Genomic DNA, 19990 nt, shown 5'->3' with positions numbered 1-19990 from the left:
CGATTTGGACAATCAACAACTCGTTAATCAGGTCGTAGACAACGCTCAATAGGCGTTTCTTTCGGTACGGCCCTAAGACCACGTCGGCTGGCAGCACCTGCCCCACCAGCCAATACCAAACTGAATGCCCCTAGGGGTCATCCATGCTCTTCACCACCATGCCCCTCAATGGCCTCGCCGATGTAGGCCGCAGCTAGGGTTGCAAAGATCAGCGCCTGAATAGCACTGGTAAACAGACCCAAGACCATAACCGGTAGCGGTACGAAGAGAGGTACCAGCAAAACCAGCACGGCGACCACAAGTTCATCGGCCAGGATGTTTCCAAACAGACGGAAACTGAGGGAGAGAGGCTTGGTGAAATCTTCCAAAATGTTGATAGGCAGCAAGATTGGCGTTGGTTCGATGTACTTGGCGAAGTACCCCAACCCACGCTTGCTAAACCCAGCGTAAAAGTAGGCCAAAGACGTCAGCAGCGCTAGCGCCACGGTGGTATTGATGTCGTTGGTGGGAGCAGCTAGTTCACCTGACGGCAAGTGAATCAGCTTCCACGGAATCAACGCCCCAGACCAGTTAGAGACAAAGATGAACAGGAACAAAGTGCCTACGAAAGGCACCCAGGGCCGATACTCTTTCTCGCCAATCTGGTTTTTGGCCAGGTCGCGAATGAACTCCAGGGCATACTCCATAAAGTTTTGGAGGCCAGAGGGTATCCGCTGAATATTGCGAGTGGCCAAAAACGACACCAGCAGCAGAGCACCGATGACAAACCAGGAAGTGAGAAATACCTGGCCGTGGAGTTTAAGTCCACCGATCTGCCAGTACAAATGCTCGCCAACCTCTAGCTTTGCCAGGACTAAGGGATGAATCATTAACATATTGAGCGCCATCTCTTAAATCAACTTCTCCTTAAGACCTACTAGGAAAAAGCATGCTATGCTGGGGAACCACCGATCTAGGGTTAGCCAGGTTCCTGGAATGACCCCGACGATGATTTTGGCAGCACCGCAGTCCAGAGGGTGTAAGCAATTAACGCCCCCTTGTAGGTCAAGAAACCCAGAAAAACAGGTACGACCTGAAGCTGCTGCCATTGAGTAGCTACCAGAACCAATCCGACCACGAGAGCCAATCGGCCGCTGCCTAGCTTGACGCTTCCACGTCCGATGCTGGCCACGCTTTTTGCCAACATCCTCAAGTAAACCACACCACCGCACGCTCCTATTAAATAATTCAGAGCAATTGGTAGCGAGTAGGCCAGCCAGACAGAAACAAAAATCACGCCACTGAATGCCAGAGTGGTCAGCAGCAAATTTTGCTGCAGCTGGTAGTACTCTGCCATGGCATCTGCTGAAGCTGGAGGAAGATCTTGACCGTCGGTTTGACCCAGGTCTTGGTCTGCCTCAGCTGGAGCAGTAGGGTCAGTGTGTTCGGAGGGCAATGGGGCCACGAAAGCGCCTAATCCTTAGCCGTTAAAGGGTTTGACCTGCACATGCAGGCCATGGGAGATCATATCACGGCAATAATACTTAATAGACGCTTCCCAAAAGTAAATCTGCTATCTTCGGCTTAACTTTATGGACTGTGCTGTGGCAGATGCAACAAGATTAACTGACGCTGGTGCAGCTGGCGCACGTCTTCAAGGCTTAACTCGCTTTGGCTGAGCAGGTCTGCGACTGTCGCAGGAGGCTGATGGGGAACAGGGCTTGGGCGATCGCCCCCCAGGGTCAACACTTGACCATCGCAGGCCTGTAAAAACTCAAACTCCTTTGTGTCTAACGAAATGATTTGATAGTTGCAATCGAAAATACTCTGGCTGGGCCAGCCCTCCATACAGGGATTACGGGTGGGAATGGCCGCTAGCAGATCGGCATCATTCTCCCAGGTAGTGCGAGGGAACGGGGGACGAGCCAGGAACCACTCAAAATGAGTAATTTCAGGATCCAGCAGTTCAACTAGGCGGTACTGGTCTTTTTCTGAAAGCTGTTGGGCGCGCGCTAGCAGGGCGGGGTCTGAGGCTAGCAGGCGATCGATCTGCCAGACTTGGGGGTTTGAAAACCCCACGAACTCCAGCCCCGATGCCTCGATCAGCTCAAACAAACTATCAAGGGTGTAATCGACTTCCTGGGGATGGACATACATATCGGCAAAGCACTCGTCGCGGTGGTTTTCCATTGCCCAGCGATCGCGCTCTCGCTGCTTGAGACGGTTACCCTCGGGCAGAGTAGCGAAAATTTGCCGACCCACCTGCACGCCGTCGCGGTAGTCGCCCCGCTGGCGGCCCTGAACCAGAGCGATCGCCCGCTGCATCAGCGAAATTTCCCAGCGGCCAATGGCGGCATATACAAATAAATGAATAAACCCACCAGGGGCCAGCTTGGTGGCTAGCGCCTGTAGACCCTTAAGCGGATCGGGCATGTGGTGGATAACACCAACGCAGTTGATCCAGTCAAATTCACCCTCAAGCTGGTCAACGTCGTAGATGCTGAGCTGGCGAAACTGAACGTTGTTGGCCCCAGACGATTGGCAGCGCTGGGTGGCAGTGGCGATCGCCCGCTCGCTCAAATCAATACCCAATACCTTGGCCTCAGGGTTGAGGTGACTAATATATTCAGTACTCACCCCAGTGCCACAGCCTGCATCTAACACGCGCACTGAATGTGAGGCTGGGGTCGCCCCCGTACAAAAGCTATGTACTGTAGGCCAGTACCAGCGCCAGTTATACCCCGGCGGGGCCTCGTCGAGAATCGGTTCAGGCGGAAAGGGATAGGTGTTATAGAGGCGAGCTACCGCATCGCTAACGACCTGGGTGGTTGTCGAGTCGTCCATAGCTAATCTGTCAGTTCACGTTACACAGCAGTTACATCAAGCAAATATTCAATTGAGAGAGGCGACCCGCTAGAGGTTATGACTGCCCCCACAATACTTACGCCGATCGCATCTGGGCGATCGCAACCATCGACATGGGGACGTAACGGCTGGCTTCCTTGCTACCGTTACAGAGAGCCATCCAATCAAACCCTCTCCAGAAGAGGCTTTAGAGCCTTCAAGATCTCAGCTTTATCACGAAACGTTACAAAACTTATCTGCCCTCTCAGGGGTGTAGTGACCATCATCTATGATGACCAAAGGCATTTGCCAGGTCGGATGTTTCACAGTTTTTAATAATCTGTGTTGCTGTCCTGAAACGGTTTAATCTGATTCCAGGTCAGCGAACAGCCCGCCATTCATAGATACCGCATTCGGTGCCCAGCTTGGGTGCCCGGCAGGTGAGGTTAACAACGCTTTACCTTCAAGCGGGTTCAGTGATTTTGCGCTAGCTCAGGGAGCATTCCTGAACGGTGCCTCTGCCAGAGCAGAATTCTGCGCCCTCTAACCGATTGATAGATTCTTTGAAATTCGATTTGATGCCGTCATTGTCCGCATAGGGAGCCTTTGAAAACGCATGAGTGTTAAAGCAAGTGGTGGAAGTGCACCAGCGCGGCCCCAGCTCTACCAAACTCTGCCGGTGGCCACGATTTCCCAGGCCGAGCAGCAAGATCGCTACATGGGTCGGGGTGAGTTAGAAGAGCTATCGGGCTTTTTTAATTCCGGCCTGAAACGGGTACAGATCGCCGAAATCTTGACCCGTTACTCCGAATTGATTGTCTCCCAGGCGGCCAACCGCATCTTTACCGGTGGGTCTCCCCTGGCTTATTTGGAGCGGGTTGAAAACGAGTCGCCAGTCGAAAAAACTCGGGCTGGCACCGTTTTAGATGAAACAGAGGCTTCCCGGTTGGGCACCTCAACCTTCATCGAGAGTGGCGGCGGCTTATTCCAAAATCTATTTAGCTCTACGCCTTCTGGGCCGGTTCCCCCTGGATTCCGCCCAATCAGCGTGTCTCGCTACGGCCCCAGCAACATGACCAAGTCGCTGCGCGACATGAGCTGGTTCCTGCGCTACGTAACCTACGCCATTGTGGCGGGCGACCCCAATATTATTTCGGTCAACGTGCGCGGCCTGCGGGAAATCATTGAGAGTGCCTGCTCCTCAGCGGCGACGATCGTGGCCATTCAAACCATGAAGGCAGGATCTCTGCGCTACCTAAATGGCGACCCCGATGCCCAAGCCATTGTGGATCAGTACTTCGACGTGCTGCTGAGCGAGTTTAAGGCTCCAACCCCGTCGAATAAGCTGCGCCAGCGTTCCTCTAACGACCTGCAAGGGCTGGAGCTGCCTCAGATTTACTTCAACGCCGCTGAGCGTCGGCCCAAGTACGCGATGAAGCCAGGGCTATCGGCAGTAGAGAAAAATGATGTGGTGAAAGCCGCCTATCGTCAGCTTTTTGAGCGCGATATTACCCGGGCCTACTCCCTCTCAGTTTCTGACCTGGAGTCGAAGGTGAAGAACGGCGAAATCTCCATGAAGGAGTTCGTGCGTCGTCTGGCCAAGTCGCCGCTCTATCGCAAGAATTTTTACGACCCTTACATCAACAGTCGCGCTTTGGAACTGGCCTTCCGCCACATTCTCGGTCGCGCGCCTAGCTCCCGTGAAGAAGTGCGCGACTACTTCTCCATTGTGTCTAGCGGCGGTCTGGCCGCCCTGATCGACGCTCTGGTCGATTCTAAAGAGTACGCCGACTACTTTGGCGAAGAGACGGTGCCCTACCTGCGCGGTTTGGGTCAAGAAGCCCAAGAATGCCGCAACTGGGGGCCGCAGTTTGAGCTGTTTAACTACAGCGCTCCCTTCCGCAAGAAGCCGCAGTTTATTACGCTGTTTGCGTCCTATGAGCAGCCTCTGCCCGACCAGCATCCCTACGGATCGGGCAACGATCCGCTAGAGATTCAGTTTGGAGCGATCTTTCCCAAAGAAACCCGCGATGTCAGCGCTACGCCAGCGTTTTTTAACAAGGATACCCGCCGCATTCTGATTCATCGGGGTGCTGGCATCAACAACCAGTTGAGCAACCCTGCGGCTCGGCCTGAGAATCCAGGTTCGCTGGGGGCTAAGGTATTCAAGCTGGATCAAATTCCCAGGACTGGCAATACTCAGAACAGCGTACGATACTCCGAAAGCTCGACTCAGACGATCATTAGCGCTGCTTACCGGCAGGTGTTTGGCCGCGAGGTGTACTCGGGTCAGCGCTCTAAAGTCGCAGAGATCAAGCTGGAGAACGGCGAAATCTCGATGAAGGAGTTCATTCGGGCGATCGCCAAATCCGAAGCCTTCCGCAAGACCTACTGGTCATCGCTGTACGTGATGAAAGCGGTGGAATATATCCACCGTCGCCTGCTAGGACGGCCTACCTATGGCCGCAATGAAACCAACGCCTACTTCGACATCTGCGCCAAAAAAGGCTTTTATGCTCTGGTCGACTCAATTATCGACAGCCAGGAGTACAACGAAGCCTTTGGGGAAGACACCGTCCCCTACGAGCGTTATCTAACGCCCAAGGGACTTGCCCTGCGCAGCATGCGGGCCGGTAGCCTGGCGGAGAGAGGCATGGTTCCCGTGGCCGATACCAGCATCCCCCGCTTTGTGGAACTGGGTGCAGTCACCGAAGACCGGGCGATTCCTGAGGTTCAGCGGCGTCTGGCCCAGGGTGTCAATCGTCAGCGCCAGCAGACTAAGGTGTTTAAGCTCACCTCCTTGGCCGACAAGCCCAATCTCAAGCTGGTTACCGCCGCCGCCTACCGACAAATCTTTGAGCGCGATATCGCCCCTTACATCGTGAAGAGCGAGTTTACGGCGCTGGAGAGCAAGCTGGGCAACGGTGAAATCAACCTGAAAGAGTTCATTGCGGGACTGGGCTGTTCAACGCTCTACATTAAAGAGTTTTACGCACCCTACCCCAATACTCAGGTGATTGAGTTTGGTACCAAGCACTTCTTAGGACGTGCGCCCATGGACCAGGCAGAAATTCGCAAATACAATCAGGTGTTGGCGAGCGAAGGGATTCGCGGGTTTATTCAAGCCATGCTCAATACCCCCGAATATGCCGAAAACTTTGGCGAAGACACGGTGCCCTACCGGCGCTATCCTACCCTGCCAGCGGCCAACTTCCCCAATACGGAGAAGCTCTACAACCGCCTGACTAAGCAAAATCGCGACCTCATCGTACCTAGCTTTGCCAGCGCGAATACCGGCATGGATGTCGCTGACATGCCCTTGATGGCCGGTGCAGTAGCCTCTCAGGCGACCACTTCCGCTGAGCTAGCCGCGACGGTGGGGCGAGCTTCGGTCGAAGCTGAGGTGCCCGTCGCCGGACCGACGACGCGGTTCTATCGTCACCAACCAGGGGCCAGCCCTGAACAGTTCAACCAGGTCCTCACGGCGGTCTATCGTCAGGTGATGGTGCTGCCTACAGGAGAGATCCCGGCTGAATGGCGGCTGACCGAGGCTGAGACACTGTTACAGGGCGATCGCATCACCCTGCGCGAGTTTATTCGTCATCTCGTGCAGTCTCCTGCCTATCAGGAGCGGTTTGTGGCAGCCTACCCAGCCGCCAAGCTGGTGGCCATCATGGGCCGTCAGCTGCTGGGCCGCAGCCTGGAGGATGGTGAGTACGGGGCGATCGCAGACCAGCAGGGGTCTATGGCCGTCGCCGAAGCCATGCTCAACTCTGCTGAGTATCTGCGCTACTTTGGCGAGCAGGGCGTACCCTATCGCCGCGTCTAGACGCCACAACTTTAAGGGGATGGTTTGGGCCATCCCCTTAAAACTGGTGCAACGGCATAATTTGACGATTAAGAACAAACTGGTCTTTTAAACAGATCATTGTCCTGGTCGCAAAGCTACCTGAACTTGTTGCGAAATATTAAAGCCTGACTCTAAGTTGCATCCGGCTTATAGTTTTTTTGAGGTTTTAGGCATCTTATTCAGCCTCCAAGATGGCGTTGCTATCAACCCTTGGAGAATCTGAGGAAAACTGTTACAAAATATTTCGCTACTTTGAAGAAGGCTGACACGATACCGGACAATTAATCGGGAAGGCCTTCAGAACTAAGGTTCTGTATAGCGTTAGCTCTGGCCCTGCACCCTTAAATGCCAGTTTCATACTATCTGGTCATATTTTTCGGAGGAATCCATCAATGAGTATTGTCACGAAGTCAATCGTGAATGCCGATGCTGAGGCTCGTTACCTCAGCCCCGGTGAACTGGATCGCATCAAGGGCTTTGTTACCTCTGGCGAGCGCCGTTTGCGGATTGCTCAAGTACTGACCGAATCCCGCGAGCGCATCGTTAAGGAAGCTGGCAACCAGCTCTTCCAAAAGCGCCCCGATGTTGTTTCTCCCGGCGGCAATGCCTACGGCGAAGAAATGACCGCTACCTGCCTACGCGACATGGACTACTACCTGCGCCTGATCACCTACGGTGTGGTTGCTGGTGATATCACCCCCATCGAGGAAATTGGTCTGGTAGGTGTGCGTGAAATGTACAACTCCCTGGGCACCCCCATTCCCGCTGTGGCTGAGTCTGTGCGCTCCATGAAAGCTGTTGCAACCGGGCTGCTGTCCAGCGATGATGCCGCTGAAGCCGCATCCTACTTCGACTATGTTGTCGGCGCTATGCAGTAGTCGCAGCTGCGCTACTCCGTCGATTCGTTGTTGAGATTACGTCAGTTCTAAGGAAGCTTCACCAATGCAAGACGCAATTACATCTGTTATCAACTCCTCCGATGTGCAGGGCAAGTATCTGGATGGGTCTGCCCTCGACAAGCTCAAGGCCTACTTCCAAACCGGTGAACTGCGGGTTCGTGCCGCTAGCACCATCAGCGCCAACGCCGCTGAAATCGTGAAGGAAGCTGTGGCTAAGTCCCTGTTGTACTCCGATATCACCCGTCCCGGTGGCAACATGTACACCACCCGTCGCTATGCGGCCTGCATCCGCGACCTCGACTACTACCTGCGCTACGCTACCTATGCCATGCTGGCTGGGGATCCCTCCATCCTAGATGAGCGGGTGCTCAACGGCCTCAAGGAAACCTACAATTCCCTGGGTGTACCCATCGGCGCTACCGTCAACTCCATCCAAGCCATGAAAGAAGTCACCGCCAGCCTAGTAGGCGCTGACGCTGGTAAGGAAATGGGCGTTTACTTTGACTACATCTGCTCTGGCTTGAGCTAGTCCAGGCTCATCCATTGCGCTTTGGCCATTAGCTAAAGCGAATCTAGGCCAGAGTCAGGGGTGAGTGTTGAGGACACTAGGTTGTGCTGTACTGTCTTCCTGCTGTCCATAGCATTGGCTTTCGACTCTGGCTTTTCAGTGTTTTTAACAAGTCAATCTCAAGATCTGTTGTTTTTGCCGGTGGCAAAAAACCATTTCTGGACTTGGATTGGATTCACATCTGTCCCGTGAGATAGCAGGAGAGTTTTCGGCCATGCGCATGTTTAAGATCACCGCTTGTGTTCCTAGCCAAACCAGGATCCGTACCCAGCGGGAACTGCAAAATACCTTTTTTACTAAGCTCGTTCCCTACGATAACTGGTTCAAAGAGCAGCAGCGAATTCAAAAAATGGGCGGCAAAATCGTTAAGGTTGAACTGGCCACCGGTCGGCAAGGATCCAATACTGGTTTGCTCTAATGGTTTAGCCCTAAAAGATGCCCCAAAAAAGATTAAAAAGGCATCCGACAAAGATTTTTACTGCATTTTAATGCTGCTATACGCGCAGGGTCGGCCAAAGAGCTAGCCCTGCCGTTGTGCTTTAAAGAGATATTTTTATGCTTATTTGCTTGATCAAAAATCACAAAAATAGTTCACTCCGCTATACTTGGCCCTGAAAAGAGTTGGCCCTTGGGCACGCGGGGTATAGGTGTGAACATTGCTCGATTAGTTCCATGGATTGACTCCACAGTAGGTCAGTGGTCGGCAGAAGCGCGTTGGCTGCGGTGGTTAACTTTTCTATGGTTGGGAGGCGGGCTACTGGTGCTGTTTTCGGCCTCCTATGCTTTAGCGGTGGTAGAGCACGGCTATGGTTTGCACTACGTTATGGTGCAGGTGCTTTGGGTAGCCATCGGTTTAGTCATTTTTAATCGCATTGTTCATACGTCTCTAGATCGCCTAATTCAAGGGTCAGGCATTGTGCTGCTGGTGCTGGTGGGGTTGGTGGCGCTTACCCTAATTCCTTCCCTCGGCGTGACGGTGAATGGGGCGACCCGATGGCTGCCCTTGGGACCGTTTATGATTCAGCCCTCAGAACTTATTAAGCCGTGCCTAGTCTTGCAGGGGGCGCGGCTGTTTGGCCGCTGGCCACAGCTCACTTGGCCAACGCGCCTCACCTGGCTAGGCATTTTTGCAGCTATTTTGGGGCTGATTTTGATTCAGCCTAACCTGAGTACAGCGGCTATCTGTGGTCTCACCCTCTGGCTAATTGCTTTGGCAGCGGGTATTCCCTACAGCTATTTACTGCTAACTGCTGGCAGCGGACTATTGGCAGCGGGAGTGAGCATTAGTCTTAAGACCTACCAGCGCCAGCGCATTATTTCGTTTTTAAATCCTTGGGCTGACCCTGGTGACCAGGGCTACCAGCTGGTGCAGAGCCTGTTGGCCATCGGCTCGGGCGGTTTTTGGGGGCAGGGGTTTGGCCTATCTCAGCAAAAGCTGTATTCACTACCAATTCAGTACACCGATTTTATTTTTGCGGTATTTGCTGAAGAATTTGGCTTCGTGGGCTGCCTGGTATTGCTAATGCTTTTAAGCGTTTATGCTTCTGTAGCGCTGCTGGTAGCACTGCGGTTGAAGCAGCCCCTACATCGGTTAGTAGCCGTAGGGGCAATGGTGGTATTGGTGGGGCAGTCGCTGCTGAACATGGGCGTGGCTACAGGAATACTACCTACGACGGGATTACCCTTTCCCCTATTGAGCTACGGCGGTAGCTCGATGGTTGCTAGTCTGGTTACGGCGGGGTTGCTAGTACGGGCAGCGCGGGAAATTAATTTGGAAGCGCCAGTTCCCCTACGGCGCAGGTCAAAACTTGGGGATCGGGAACAATTATCTCTACGAGTCTTAGACGGCGGCAATCTTTTGTCTTGAAACTTTTTTAAAACTGAAATCTGAGGGCGGGTTGCGAGATTGTTACAATAGGGATTGCTTTTACATTTCACTATTTCGGCAATGCTCCAAAGCCTTCAGCTTTATTTGTATGACATTGCCCAGTGGGCCAACCAGCTAGTCAACGACCAGCTGACTCACATATCTTGGGTCAGCCTATCGGTGGTAGGGTTGGCAGGCTTGCTGACCAGTCTGTCGCCCTGCCTGCTATCGATGTTGCCCATTATGGTGGGCTATATGGGAGGTTATGAGAGCGATCGCCGCCGCGATGCCGTAGGGCGATCGCTTGCCTTTGCCCTTGGCCTAGCCACCACCCTGGCGGTATTAGGGCTGATCGCCGGGCTCTTTGGCTACGTCTACGGCCAGGTAGCCTGGGGTCTGCCAGTAGTGGTTAGCCTGGTGGCCATTGTCATGGGGCTAAATCTGTTGGGCATTGTTCCCCTCGCTCTACCTGCCGGTGCAGGCCCCACCTTCGAAGGCTGGAATTTGCCGCCCTGGCTACGGGCCTACGCCCTGGGCCTTACCTTTGGTATTGTGGCGTCGCCGTGCAGTACCCCGGTGCTGGCTACCTTACTGGCCTGGATTTCGGCGACGCAAGATCCTGTTTTGGGCAGTGCGTTACTGCTGGCCTATGCGGTGGGCTATGTGACTCCCCTAGTGCTGGCAGGCACCTTCACCGCCAGCCTCAAGCGCCTGCTGAACCTGCGTCAGTGGTCGAGCTGGGTTACTCCGGCTAGCGGTGCGCTGCTGCTGGGGTTTGGGGTCTTTTCACTGCTGTCGCGACTGCTGCCGTCTACCTTAGTCTAAGCGTCTAGATTTAAAGGACTAGTGCAATAGTGACGGGTGTATTTGTGCTGACCTTCGAGGGATACTAAAGGTACTATGGCCCCATCTGACGATCCCCGCGACTCCCTGTTGAAGGGAGTGAGCGCTTACTTTCGACGAGACTTGCTGCCGCTGCTGGCGGATCTGCGGCTGGCGATCGTGCTGCTGCTGGCGATCGCGGCCTTCAGCGTCAGCGGTACCGTAATCGAGCAGGGTCAAACCCTGGAGTTTTATCAGACCAACTACCCCGACGATCCGGCTCTGTTTGGCTTTTTGAGCTGGAAGGTCATTTTGATCAGCGGGCTCGACCACGTCTACCGCACCTGGTGGTTTTTAGCGCTGCTGATTGTTTTTGGGGCCAGCCTGATTGCCTGCACCTTTACCCGCCAGTTTCCGGCGTTGGGCGCGGCTCAAAACTGGAAGTACTACAGCCAGCCGCGTCAGTTTCAAAAGCTGGCCCTCAGTGCCGAACTCACCGAGACCGATCTAACCGCTTTGTCTAGCCGGTTAGGCAAAAGGCGCTATCGAGTGTTTCAGGATGGTTCTCAGCTCTACGGGCGAAAGGGAATTGTGGGCCGCATTGGCCCGATTGTGGTTCACGCCAGCATGATCCTGATTTTGCTGGGAGCGATCTGGGGGGCTATGACCGGCTTTTTTGCCCAGGAACTGGTGCCCAGCGGCGAGACCTTTCAAATTCGTAATATTTTTGATGCGGGTCCCTGGGCTGAGCCCCAAATCCCTAAAGACTGGGCAGTGCGGGTAAACCGCTTTTGGATCGACTACACGCCCGAGGGCAAGATCGACCAGTTTTACTCTGACCTATCGGTGCTAAATCAGGCCGGGGCCGAAGTCGATCGCAAAACTATTCACGTCAATGAACCCCTGCGCCATCGGGGCGTGACGCTCTACCAGGCCGACTGGGGCATTGCGGCGGTGCGGATCAAGCTCAACAACAGCCCCGTTTTGCAGCTGCCCATGCAGCCGCTCGAAAACGACGGCCCCCGCTTTTGGGGTACCTGGCTACCCACCAAGCCCGATATGAGCGAGGGTGTCACCCTACTGGCCAGTGACCTGCAAGGGTCGGTGCTGATCTATGACAACGCGGGGCAACTTGTTTCCACCGTTCGCAAGGGCATGGCCGCAGAGGTGAATGGAGTCAGGCTAACGCTAGTGGATGTCGTGGGCAGTACCGGCCTCCAGATCAAGGCCGACCCCGGTATTCCGATGGTGTACGGTGGCTTTGGCCTGCTCATGCTGGGAGTCATCATGAGCTACGTCTCGCATTCCCAGGTGTGGGCCTTGGAGCAGGATGGCACCGTCTATGTGGGGGGCAGAACCAACCGTGCCCAGGTGGCCTTTGAACGTGAACTGCTGGCGCTGTTAGCAGAACTGTCCGATCAATCCGCTCAGGATCTGGGTAAAGACGCCAGTGAAGGTACCGATGGCAGTAAATTAGCCCAAGTTTCGGTGAGCTAACTGGGGTGAGGTCGAGGGTGGCGGTCAAAAGCTTCGAAACCTGGCGGGCCAAGATAAAGATATTTTCAACTGCCCCTTGGGCGGCCTAGCACTTCGCCCCATCTCCCTGGATTAATCTCCCTAGGCAGGCTGAGGGGCGCAGCCCGAGCGTGATGTTATAGATTAAGCAATTAGTAAATTAACCCCCTACCTAATAGGCCATGACTTACTTTGGGCTGAAATTTCACGCGGCGATCGCCGCGTCGGCTTTAGATAGGGCAGTACCCTTACCCCTGGGTCAGCTATTACAAGAGCCCATCACTGACCCAGTAGCAATCTTTCTCACGATTCTGGCCATTATGCTGGTCGCCCCGCTGCTGGTGGAGCGACTGCGGCTGCCAGGCATTATCGGCCTGATTTTAGCCGGGGTGTTGGTGGGTCCCCACGGCTTGGGAATCTTGGATCGCGACCCTACCATTGTGCTGTTGGGCACCGTGGGTCTCCTGTTTTTGATGTTTTTAGGCGGACTCGAGACCAGTCTAGACGATCTCAAAAAAGACGCTGATAAGCCAATTATCTTTGGCCTGGCCACCTTTGTAGTGCCGATGCTGATGGGCACCGGAGCTATGCTCGTGCTGGGCTATGGCTTTTGGGCGTCGGTGCTGGTGGCCTCCTGTCTGGCCTCTCACACCCTGGTGGCGCTGCCGGTGCTGACCAAACTGGGCATCATGCGCCATCCCTCCTCCATTGCCACTCTGGGGGGCACGCTGATCACCAACGTGCTGGCGCTGCTGGTGCTAGCGGTGGTGGTCAAAGCCGACCAGGGCGACCTAACCCTAGGCTTTTGGCTGTTTTTAATTCCGGCCCTGACGATTTATACCTTTGCGGTGCTGTGGGGGGTACCCAAGCTGGGCCGCTGGTTCTTCAAAAAGTTTGGTCACGACGAAGGGGCAGAGTTTACCTTTGTGCTGGCCACGCTGTTCGTAGCGTCGTACCTGGCCAGCCTGATTGAGATTGAGCCTATTGTGGGGGCATTTTTGGCTGGGGTAGCGATCACCCAAATTATTCCTCGCCTCAGCCCGCTGATGAACCGGGTGCAGTTTATCGGCAACACGCTCTTTGTGCCGATATTTTTGATTTCGGTAGGCATGCTAGTTGACCCGCTGATCCTGCTACGCGAGCCCCAGGGTCTGCTAATTGCGGTGATCATTGTGGCGGTCGAACTGGCCAGCAAGTTTGTGGCGGCCTGGGGCTCGGCCCGCTGGTTTAAGTGGAAGCTGCCCAGCGCCATGGTGATGTTTGGCCTATCGATGGCTCAGGCGGCCTCTACCCTGGCGGCTATCACCATTGCCTTCGATATTGGTCTCGTCGATGAACTGGTGGTGAATGCTATCATCGCGATGATTTTGGTCAGCTGCGTGCTGTCGCCGTGGGTCGTAGCGCGCTGGGGCGCTCAGCTCCAAACTCAGCCCGCTGAGGCCGAAGCTGCCCCGGTCGGTGATCAGGCTACACCGACAGCTCCGGCTCTGGGCCAGCGCGTTTTAATTCCGGTGGCGAACCCCAGTACCGAAGACAACCTGCTGCAGCTGGCGATTATTCTGACCAAGCGAGTGGGGGGTACCCTGCTGCCCCTGCACGTGCTGCCCGATCGCAATCAACCCATCGCCGAGGCCGACAGAACCCGACAAAACCGTCTGCTTGAAACCGCCGAAACCATCGCCCACGCCGCTACAATTCCGGTCGAAACCATTGGCCGGATTGACGACTCTATTGCCTGGGGCATTTTGCGCACCACTCAAGAACGCAATGCCGACCTGCTGATTTGCGGCTGGAAGGGCTTTTCGACCTATCGCGAAAATTTCTTTGGCAGCGTCATCGACACCATTGTGCGATCGGCAACCATTCCGGTGCTAATCAGCCGATTTCCACAGCCAATTGAGAATACCGAGAAAGTGGTGCTGGCCATTACCGGCAGGCAGGCCAACCTGGGGCAAATTAAGCAGACTCTAACCATTACCCAGTGTTTAGCGGAAGAGCTGAAGGCCCCCCTCCACGTCGTGCAAATGACGGTAGGCTCGGGTCGCGATCGCAAGCTCACCACCCTGCTACAGGAAAAGGGTATTGCCGTACAGCCTGTGCATGGCAACACCGTTAAGCACGTATCAGAGGCGGTGCAGCCCAATACCTTGCTGATTCTGATCGCCAGTACCCACATTGTCGGCCAGTCGGCCCTGGGTCGAGAGCCCGAGGCTATCACCCGCGCCAACTGGGATACCAACATTCTGGTACTGCATTTCCCAGCCAAACCCTCAAAACGCGCCTAAGGTGATATTGGATTAGCAATGTTGTGTACCTAGGGCCGACCGTTCAGGTAGTTGAGAATGCCCTGGGCGATCGCCTGGCCCATCTGAGCCTGCCAGCGGGGGTCGCGTAGCTTCGGCGCGTCGGTAGCCCCAGTCACAAAGCCAATTTCGATCAGGGCCGCAGGCATGGAGGTGCGACGCAGCACCAAAAACCGGGCCTGGCGTACGCCGCGATCGTTCATGGCCATAGTGCCTAACACCTGCCGCTGCAGGGCTGTGGCCAGCACCTGCCCCGTATCGGAGTAATAATAAGTCTCTAGGCCGTTCACCTCAGGGCGCTGCATGTTGACCGCATTGGCGTGAATGCTGACAAACACCGTCGCCCGAGCCGTCTCGGCCATAGTGGCGCGGGGCTGCAAATCCACCGTTTGGTCGCTTTGGCGAGTCATCTGCACGGCAATGCCCTGAGACTGTAGCGCCGCCGCCGTGTGCTGGGCCACCGCCAGTACCACGCCCTTTTCCTGAAGGCCACCAATGCCTACAGCCCCTGGGTCAACCCCGCCGTGGCCAGGGTCGAGCATGACCAGTACCTGGCCACGAGGTGAACTGGGGGTAACCGTGGGCTGCGGCACTGGGGTAGCCACCGCTGGGGGAGCTACGGTTCGATTGACGGGCGGCGGCGCGACTACCGCATTAATAACCGGCAGCACCACCGTGGTCGGCGGCGTGGCAATCTGGCTGGGGGACACACCGATCGGCGTTACCCAGATACCGCCGCTGGCCAGGGGCGTGATTTGCCAGTCGGGGCTGTGCTCATCCAAGGTTAGGGTAACGCGAATGGCAGGCGGGGCCGTCGCAAATTGAGTTAGGCTCCAGCGAGAAATGCCGTAGCGGCCCTGGGGCAGCGCCTCAGCCGATAACCCTGGGGCAATGGCCGCATCCAGTAGGTCAATGACAATCTGCCGCGAATGGTTCGTATCTCGGGTTCGGTAGACCTGCACCTGGGGTGCGGCCCCAGCCGTGGGAATAAAAAAACCTTCGGCGGCAGCCTGAACGCCTCGCAGCACCGTGGCTGTAGCCCTAACTGCAACCGTATTTACCTGATTGCGGCTAATCAGTGAAGGTAGAGGCTCGATACCCACTGTGGTTAGAGGTCGCGAGGTTGAGGCTTTAGAAAGATCGGGAATGGTTAAAGGGCTATTGGGAAACGTGTCGATGGGGGCGTTAGCCTGAGTTGCAGTGGGCAACTGCACTACCCACTGCTGGTTGGTCATTCCCCACACCTTGACCTGCTTGGGGTCAAGATTGTAGTCGGGGCTGAGGTCTAGCACCATCCGGGTGGTGTGGGCATTGGCCTGAGTCACCCGCACCGCTCGAACTGGCCCACCGACAACCTGATTGCCTAGGGCATCATTCGACACAATCCCTGGCAGGTCGATGACCAGCTGATGAGGGTTCGCCAATAAACTAACCTGAGGTTCTACCCCGCTCTCGGTAGTGAAGATTAGGCGGTTTTGGCCCGTGTCAAACTGCCAGGCCTGTAGACGTGCGCTGGCCTTGGCCGGGAGGCTGCCCAATAGACATACTCCGGCCACGCCAATCACCCCAGAAAATAACTGCCTTAGCCGCAATTGGGCTGATCTCCCCACGCACCACAGAATTTAGCTCACCCTTTCAGCGATCGCAGTGCGATCGCTGGTCATCAACCGAGCCAGCTCTAGTTCCCTTGACCGGCCAACATAAAGCCTTAGAAACTGGCCCTAAAGCTCAAAAATGGCCATTCAAGCAAAGATTGAGCGGCTGAATCGGCTTAGATATTAGCTCACTTTTAATGAAGTAAAGCCTTAATTGTTTAGCTGCCGTAAAACTTTGGCAGCCCTTAAAGAACCTACCCACACACCCTCCTTCAGAGTCGCTACTATGGCCCGAGGGTATCAAGTTAACCGCTTGAGTCATCAGGATTGGCCAGACCCAATAGCGTCAGGGTAAATTGCCGAAAAGGGGATCTAAAAAGATGTTGTTTAAGCTCAATTGCTGGCCTCGCAAAGCAGCGCTCTGGCTTGGCATACTGACTTTTGCCGTGGCTTGTACTGCCGGTACCTTGGGCCATATGCCCACTGCCAAATCTGAGCAACCTGATATGACAGCGTCCGTCATTAGCCCTGAAGTCGTAGTAGTTATGCTGCACCAGGGCGAAATAACCCACGCTCGCCAGGTACCTTACCAGCCTGAACCCCAAGACCGTTTAGAAACCTCAGGCAGCGATACCTGGGTGATACGGCAGGGGCAAGCCTTAGGTACGCTGGTTAGCCCTGACCAGAACATTCTTTATGGGTTTGATCAATACACTGAAACACCCTTTAATGCCGATCGCGCCAGCCAGCCCCGCAGCTATCGCATTCAGTCTCAAGACGACCCTGTTTACCAACAGCCTGCTACCCCTGCCGAGGTCCATCGCAAAAGCAAGCCGGTGGATCTCGCTCGCACGGGTCGGAACGGCGACTTGCGCTGGGCTATGGAACATCGCTTTTACTTGCGGTTGCCCACGGCCCTGACACCAGGGAAAACCTACAAAATTGAGCTGACAGAGCAAGAGCTACCACCACTTACCTTTACTTACCAGCCCGATCGCCAGTTTAGCGAGGCCGTACACATCTCCGCCGTCGGTTTTCGCCCCGACGACCCGTTAAAAGTGGGCTTTTTGTCGACCTGGATGGGCACGGGTGGGGGGCTAAGTTACCCAGAAGGGCTGTCATTTCAGGTGATTGACGAGGCCAACCAAGAAATAGTGTTCACTGGGCAAGCGAGCCGCCGCCACCGCAGCGGTGATGTTGAAGACGGTCGCGATCGCACCTACACGCTTGCCGATGTTGACCAGCTCGACTTTAGCACCCTCAACCAGTCCGGACGCTATCGCCTCTGTGTAGACACGGTCGGTTGCTCTAGCACCTTTGCGGTAGCGAACGATGCCTGGCAGCAGGCTTTTCGCCTAGCCGCTCGAGGGTTTTACCACCAGCGCAGCGGTGTTGCCCTAGGGCATCCCTACACCGATGTGGTTCGCCCCCGTCCCTTTCACCCCGACGACGGGGTTACCGTTTACCAATCGTCGACCGGGCTGATGGATACCGGCAACGGCCTCAATGCCCAGGGCACCGACCAAGGCAACTTTGCCAACCTGGTGCGGGGCAGAACTAATACGACTGTAGCCAACGCCTGGGGCGGCTACTTTGATGCAGGCGATTGGGACCGTCGGATTCAGCACCTTGAGGTAGCTCGCCAATTGCTAGAACTGCTAGAGCTATTTCCCCAGCCGATGGAAAATCTGGCCCTCAACATTCCAGAATCTGATAACGATCTGCCCGATTTGCTCGATGAAGTGCTCTGGGGAGTCGACTTCTTTCGCCGCCTTCAAACCCCTGAGGGTGGCGTGCGCGGCGGCATTGAGTCATCCGAGCACCCCCGTCGAGGTGAGACCAGCTGGCAGGAGTCACTGCCGATCATGGCCTATGCCCCAGACCCTTGGAGCAGCTACGTTTACGCTGGGGTAGCCGCCCGTACCGCCAGGCTGATGAGTACCTATGCCCCTAGCCAATCCCAAAGCTACCGCGACAGCGCCCTAGCCGCTATGGACTGGGCCGAAGCCCGTCACGAGAGCGGCATTAAGGCCCAGGAGTGGCCCCGGCATCGAATTGAGGCCGATCGCGCCCTGGCCGCCCTGGAGATCTACCATCTGACGGGCGATCGCGCCTGGCACGATCGCTTTGTGGCAGCGCAATCGGCCATTCCCGCAGAGGCTATAAATGACTACCGCATTGCCATCCCCCAGCGGGAAATCGCCTTTCTCTACAGCCGATTGCCCGACGAGCAGGTCGATGCCGACCTGCAAGCCGAGCTACGAGCAGCGCTGCTCGCCGAAGCTGATGCAGCGCTGAACACTGGCCAAACCACAGCTTTTGGCTGGACAAAGCTCCTTCCCTCCACTCCTGTCGGCTGGGGCGATGGCCTGGGCGCACCTAAAGCGCGTACCCTATTGCGGGCTCATGCCCTGACCGACAGCGATCGCTACCTTCAGGCCGCCCTATTGGCCTGCCAGTTCTCCGCTGGGGCCAACCCTGACAACATGACCTATACCACTGGCTTGGGCCATAAATCACCCCAGAACCCGCTGATAGTCGACCAGCGCATTACTGGCGACCTGTTACCAGGCATCACGCTGTACGGCCCCATTGACACAGGTTTCTACGGTGACGAGTGGTTCTTTGGCGTGCTGGAATCGGTGGCGGTCCCCCCCGCTCGCCAGTGGCCCTCCATCGAGACTTACTTCGATATCTACTTTGTGCCCAACATCAACGAGTTCACCGTCATGCAAAGCATGGCCGACGCCGCCTACGCCTGGGGATATCTGACTGGGCGAGACTAGAGCGCCGAGAAAAAACCCCGGTTTCTTGGCCAACAGGCCCGTCATGCCGTTAGGGCAGCGACAAAGAAACCGGGGTTTTAGCCCTACTGTGCGAAGTCTTTAGCTGGATAACCCCTTGACTAGTAAAGAAAGGGGCAAACGGTTGTTTGCCCCTACAGGTGCCATTGTTTGAATCGGGTTTCCCTAAGCCGGATGCTGGTTTAGAAGAACGAAGGCTGGTGGCGAATCAGGCTGAGAAATTCTTCCCGCGTTTTAGAGTCTTCTTGAAATACCCCCAGCATGGCGCTAGTTACCGTCCAGGAACCGGGTTTTTGCACCCCGCGCATGACCATACACATGTGGCTGGCTTCCACCACCACGGCCACGCCTTTGGGGTCAAGAATTTCTTGCACAGCCTCAGCAATCTGGCGGTTGAGGCGCTCCTGCACCTGCAAGCGGCGAGAGTACATCTCAACAATGCGGGCCAGCTTACTCAACCCAACCACTCGCTGATTGGGAATGTAGGCAACGTGGGCTCGCCCCATAAAGGGTAGCATGTGGTGCTCACAGAGGCTAAATAAATTGATGTCGCGCACCAGCACCATCTCGTTGTGGCCCTCGTCAAAAATAGCCCCATTGACCAACTCTTCTAAGGACTGTTGGTAGCCACTGGTCAGAAATCGCATAGCTTCGGCGACCCGCTTAGGCGTTTTGAGCAGCCCCTCACGCTCAGGGTCTTCGCCCACCGACAGCAGCATGGTGCGCACGGCGTCGGCCATATCTTCGTGGCTGGTTTCAGGAATGGGATACTGATCAGCATCGTCTCGGTAGCTGCGGGTGCGATCGGGGCGCACTTCAGGCTGGGCGATTTTGGGGCCACCATTGGCGGCAACTTTGTCGTTAAGGTTATTTGAGGATGCAATAGTCATAGGGGTTTTAAACACTCTAAAGGTTCAACAGAATTGAGGCCACTCGCTGAGTTA

At 55.5% G+C, this 19990-nt stretch carries 14 protein-coding genes; 9 read left to right on the top strand and 5 right to left on the bottom strand.

The features are described 5' to 3' along the window. Positions 1-137: 137 nt before the first annotated feature. From atpB to IQ273_RS02575, 3 genes are all read right to left on the bottom strand, one after another. Positions 138-887 carry a F0F1 ATP synthase subunit A gene (atpB, locus tag IQ273_RS02585; protein ID WP_106919763.1) on the bottom strand — a complete coding sequence of 250 codons (750 nt, stop codon included), beginning with the start codon at positions 885-887 and terminating at the stop codon, positions 138-140. 71 nt (positions 888-958) lie between these two features. Next, on the bottom strand, positions 959-1336 hold the full coding sequence (locus IQ273_RS02580; RefSeq protein WP_228052241.1) for an ATP synthase subunit I: 378 nt from the start codon (positions 1334-1336) through the stop codon (positions 959-961). A gap of 233 nt (positions 1337-1569) precedes the next feature. Then, on the bottom strand, positions 1570-2823 hold the full coding sequence (locus IQ273_RS02575; protein WP_194021616.1) for a bifunctional 2-polyprenyl-6-hydroxyphenol methylase/3-demethylubiquinol 3-O-methyltransferase UbiG: 1254 nt from the start codon (positions 2821-2823) through the stop codon (positions 1570-1572). Positions 2824-3439: 616 nt separating this feature from the next. On the opposite strand from IQ273_RS02575, the gene IQ273_RS02570 reads away from it, so the two are divergent. The 8 genes from IQ273_RS02570 (at position 3440) to IQ273_RS02535 (ending at position 14629) form a co-directional block, all read left to right on the top strand. Next, the gene (locus IQ273_RS02570) at positions 3440-6652 is read left to right on the top strand and encodes a phycobilisome rod-core linker polypeptide (protein ID WP_194021615.1); all 3213 of its coding nucleotides are present in this window, start codon (positions 3440-3442) and stop codon (positions 6650-6652) included. Positions 6653-7065: 413 nt separating this feature from the next. Then, a complete protein-coding gene (gene apcA / locus IQ273_RS02565; RefSeq protein ID WP_194021614.1) occupies positions 7066-7551 on the top strand; it encodes an allophycocyanin subunit alpha in 486 nt (161 codons plus the stop codon). 64 nt (positions 7552-7615) lie between these two features. Next, a complete protein-coding gene (gene apcB, locus IQ273_RS02560) occupies positions 7616-8101 on the top strand; it encodes an allophycocyanin subunit beta (protein WP_017299911.1) in 486 nt (161 codons plus the stop codon). Positions 8102-8354: 253 nt separating this feature from the next. Then, complete coding sequence (locus tag IQ273_RS02555) at positions 8355-8558, top strand: phycobilisome linker polypeptide (RefSeq protein ID WP_194021637.1); 204 nt, start codon at positions 8355-8357, stop codon at positions 8556-8558. A 231-nt stretch (positions 8559-8789) separates the two neighbouring features. Then, entirely contained in the window at positions 8790-10007 is a 1218-nt protein-coding gene (locus tag IQ273_RS02550; protein WP_194021613.1) for an FtsW/RodA/SpoVE family cell cycle protein, read from the top strand. Positions 10008-10088: 81 nt separating this feature from the next. Next, a complete protein-coding gene (locus tag IQ273_RS02545) occupies positions 10089-10832 on the top strand; it encodes a cytochrome c biogenesis protein CcdA (RefSeq protein WP_194021612.1) in 744 nt (247 codons plus the stop codon). A 75-nt stretch (positions 10833-10907) separates the two neighbouring features. Further along, a complete protein-coding gene (locus IQ273_RS02540; protein ID WP_194021611.1) occupies positions 10908-12326 on the top strand; it encodes a cytochrome c biogenesis protein in 1419 nt (472 codons plus the stop codon). Positions 12327-12526: 200 nt separating this feature from the next. Then, positions 12527-14629, top strand: coding sequence for a cation:proton antiporter (locus IQ273_RS02535; protein ID WP_194021610.1), 2103 nt, complete (start codon positions 12527-12529; stop codon positions 14627-14629). Positions 14630-14658: 29 nt separating this feature from the next. Here the strand turns inward: IQ273_RS02535 and IQ273_RS02530 are convergent, their stop codons facing one another. Next, positions 14659-16203 carry an N-acetylmuramoyl-L-alanine amidase gene (locus IQ273_RS02530; protein WP_194021609.1) on the bottom strand — a complete coding sequence of 515 codons (1545 nt, stop codon included), beginning with the start codon at positions 16201-16203 and terminating at the stop codon, positions 14659-14661. 545 nt (positions 16204-16748) lie between these two features. Between IQ273_RS02530 and IQ273_RS02525 the strand changes: the two genes are divergently transcribed. Next, positions 16749-19028 carry a glycoside hydrolase family 9 protein gene (locus IQ273_RS02525; RefSeq protein ID WP_228052239.1) on the top strand — a complete coding sequence of 760 codons (2280 nt, stop codon included), beginning with the start codon at positions 16749-16751 and terminating at the stop codon, positions 19026-19028. A gap of 200 nt (positions 19029-19228) precedes the next feature. On the opposite strand, the gene folE is transcribed toward IQ273_RS02525, so the two are convergent. After that, positions 19229-19936 carry a GTP cyclohydrolase I FolE gene (gene folE, locus IQ273_RS02520; protein ID WP_194021608.1) on the bottom strand — a complete coding sequence of 236 codons (708 nt, stop codon included), beginning with the start codon at positions 19934-19936 and terminating at the stop codon, positions 19229-19231. Positions 19937-19990: the final 54 nt, after the last annotated feature.

It is taken from the genome of Nodosilinea sp. LEGE 07298, assembly GCF_015207265.1.
Classification (GTDB): domain Bacteria; phylum Cyanobacteriota; class Cyanobacteriia; order Phormidesmidales; family Phormidesmidaceae; genus Nodosilinea.
This window is presented reverse-complemented; position numbering and strand designations above follow the sequence as displayed.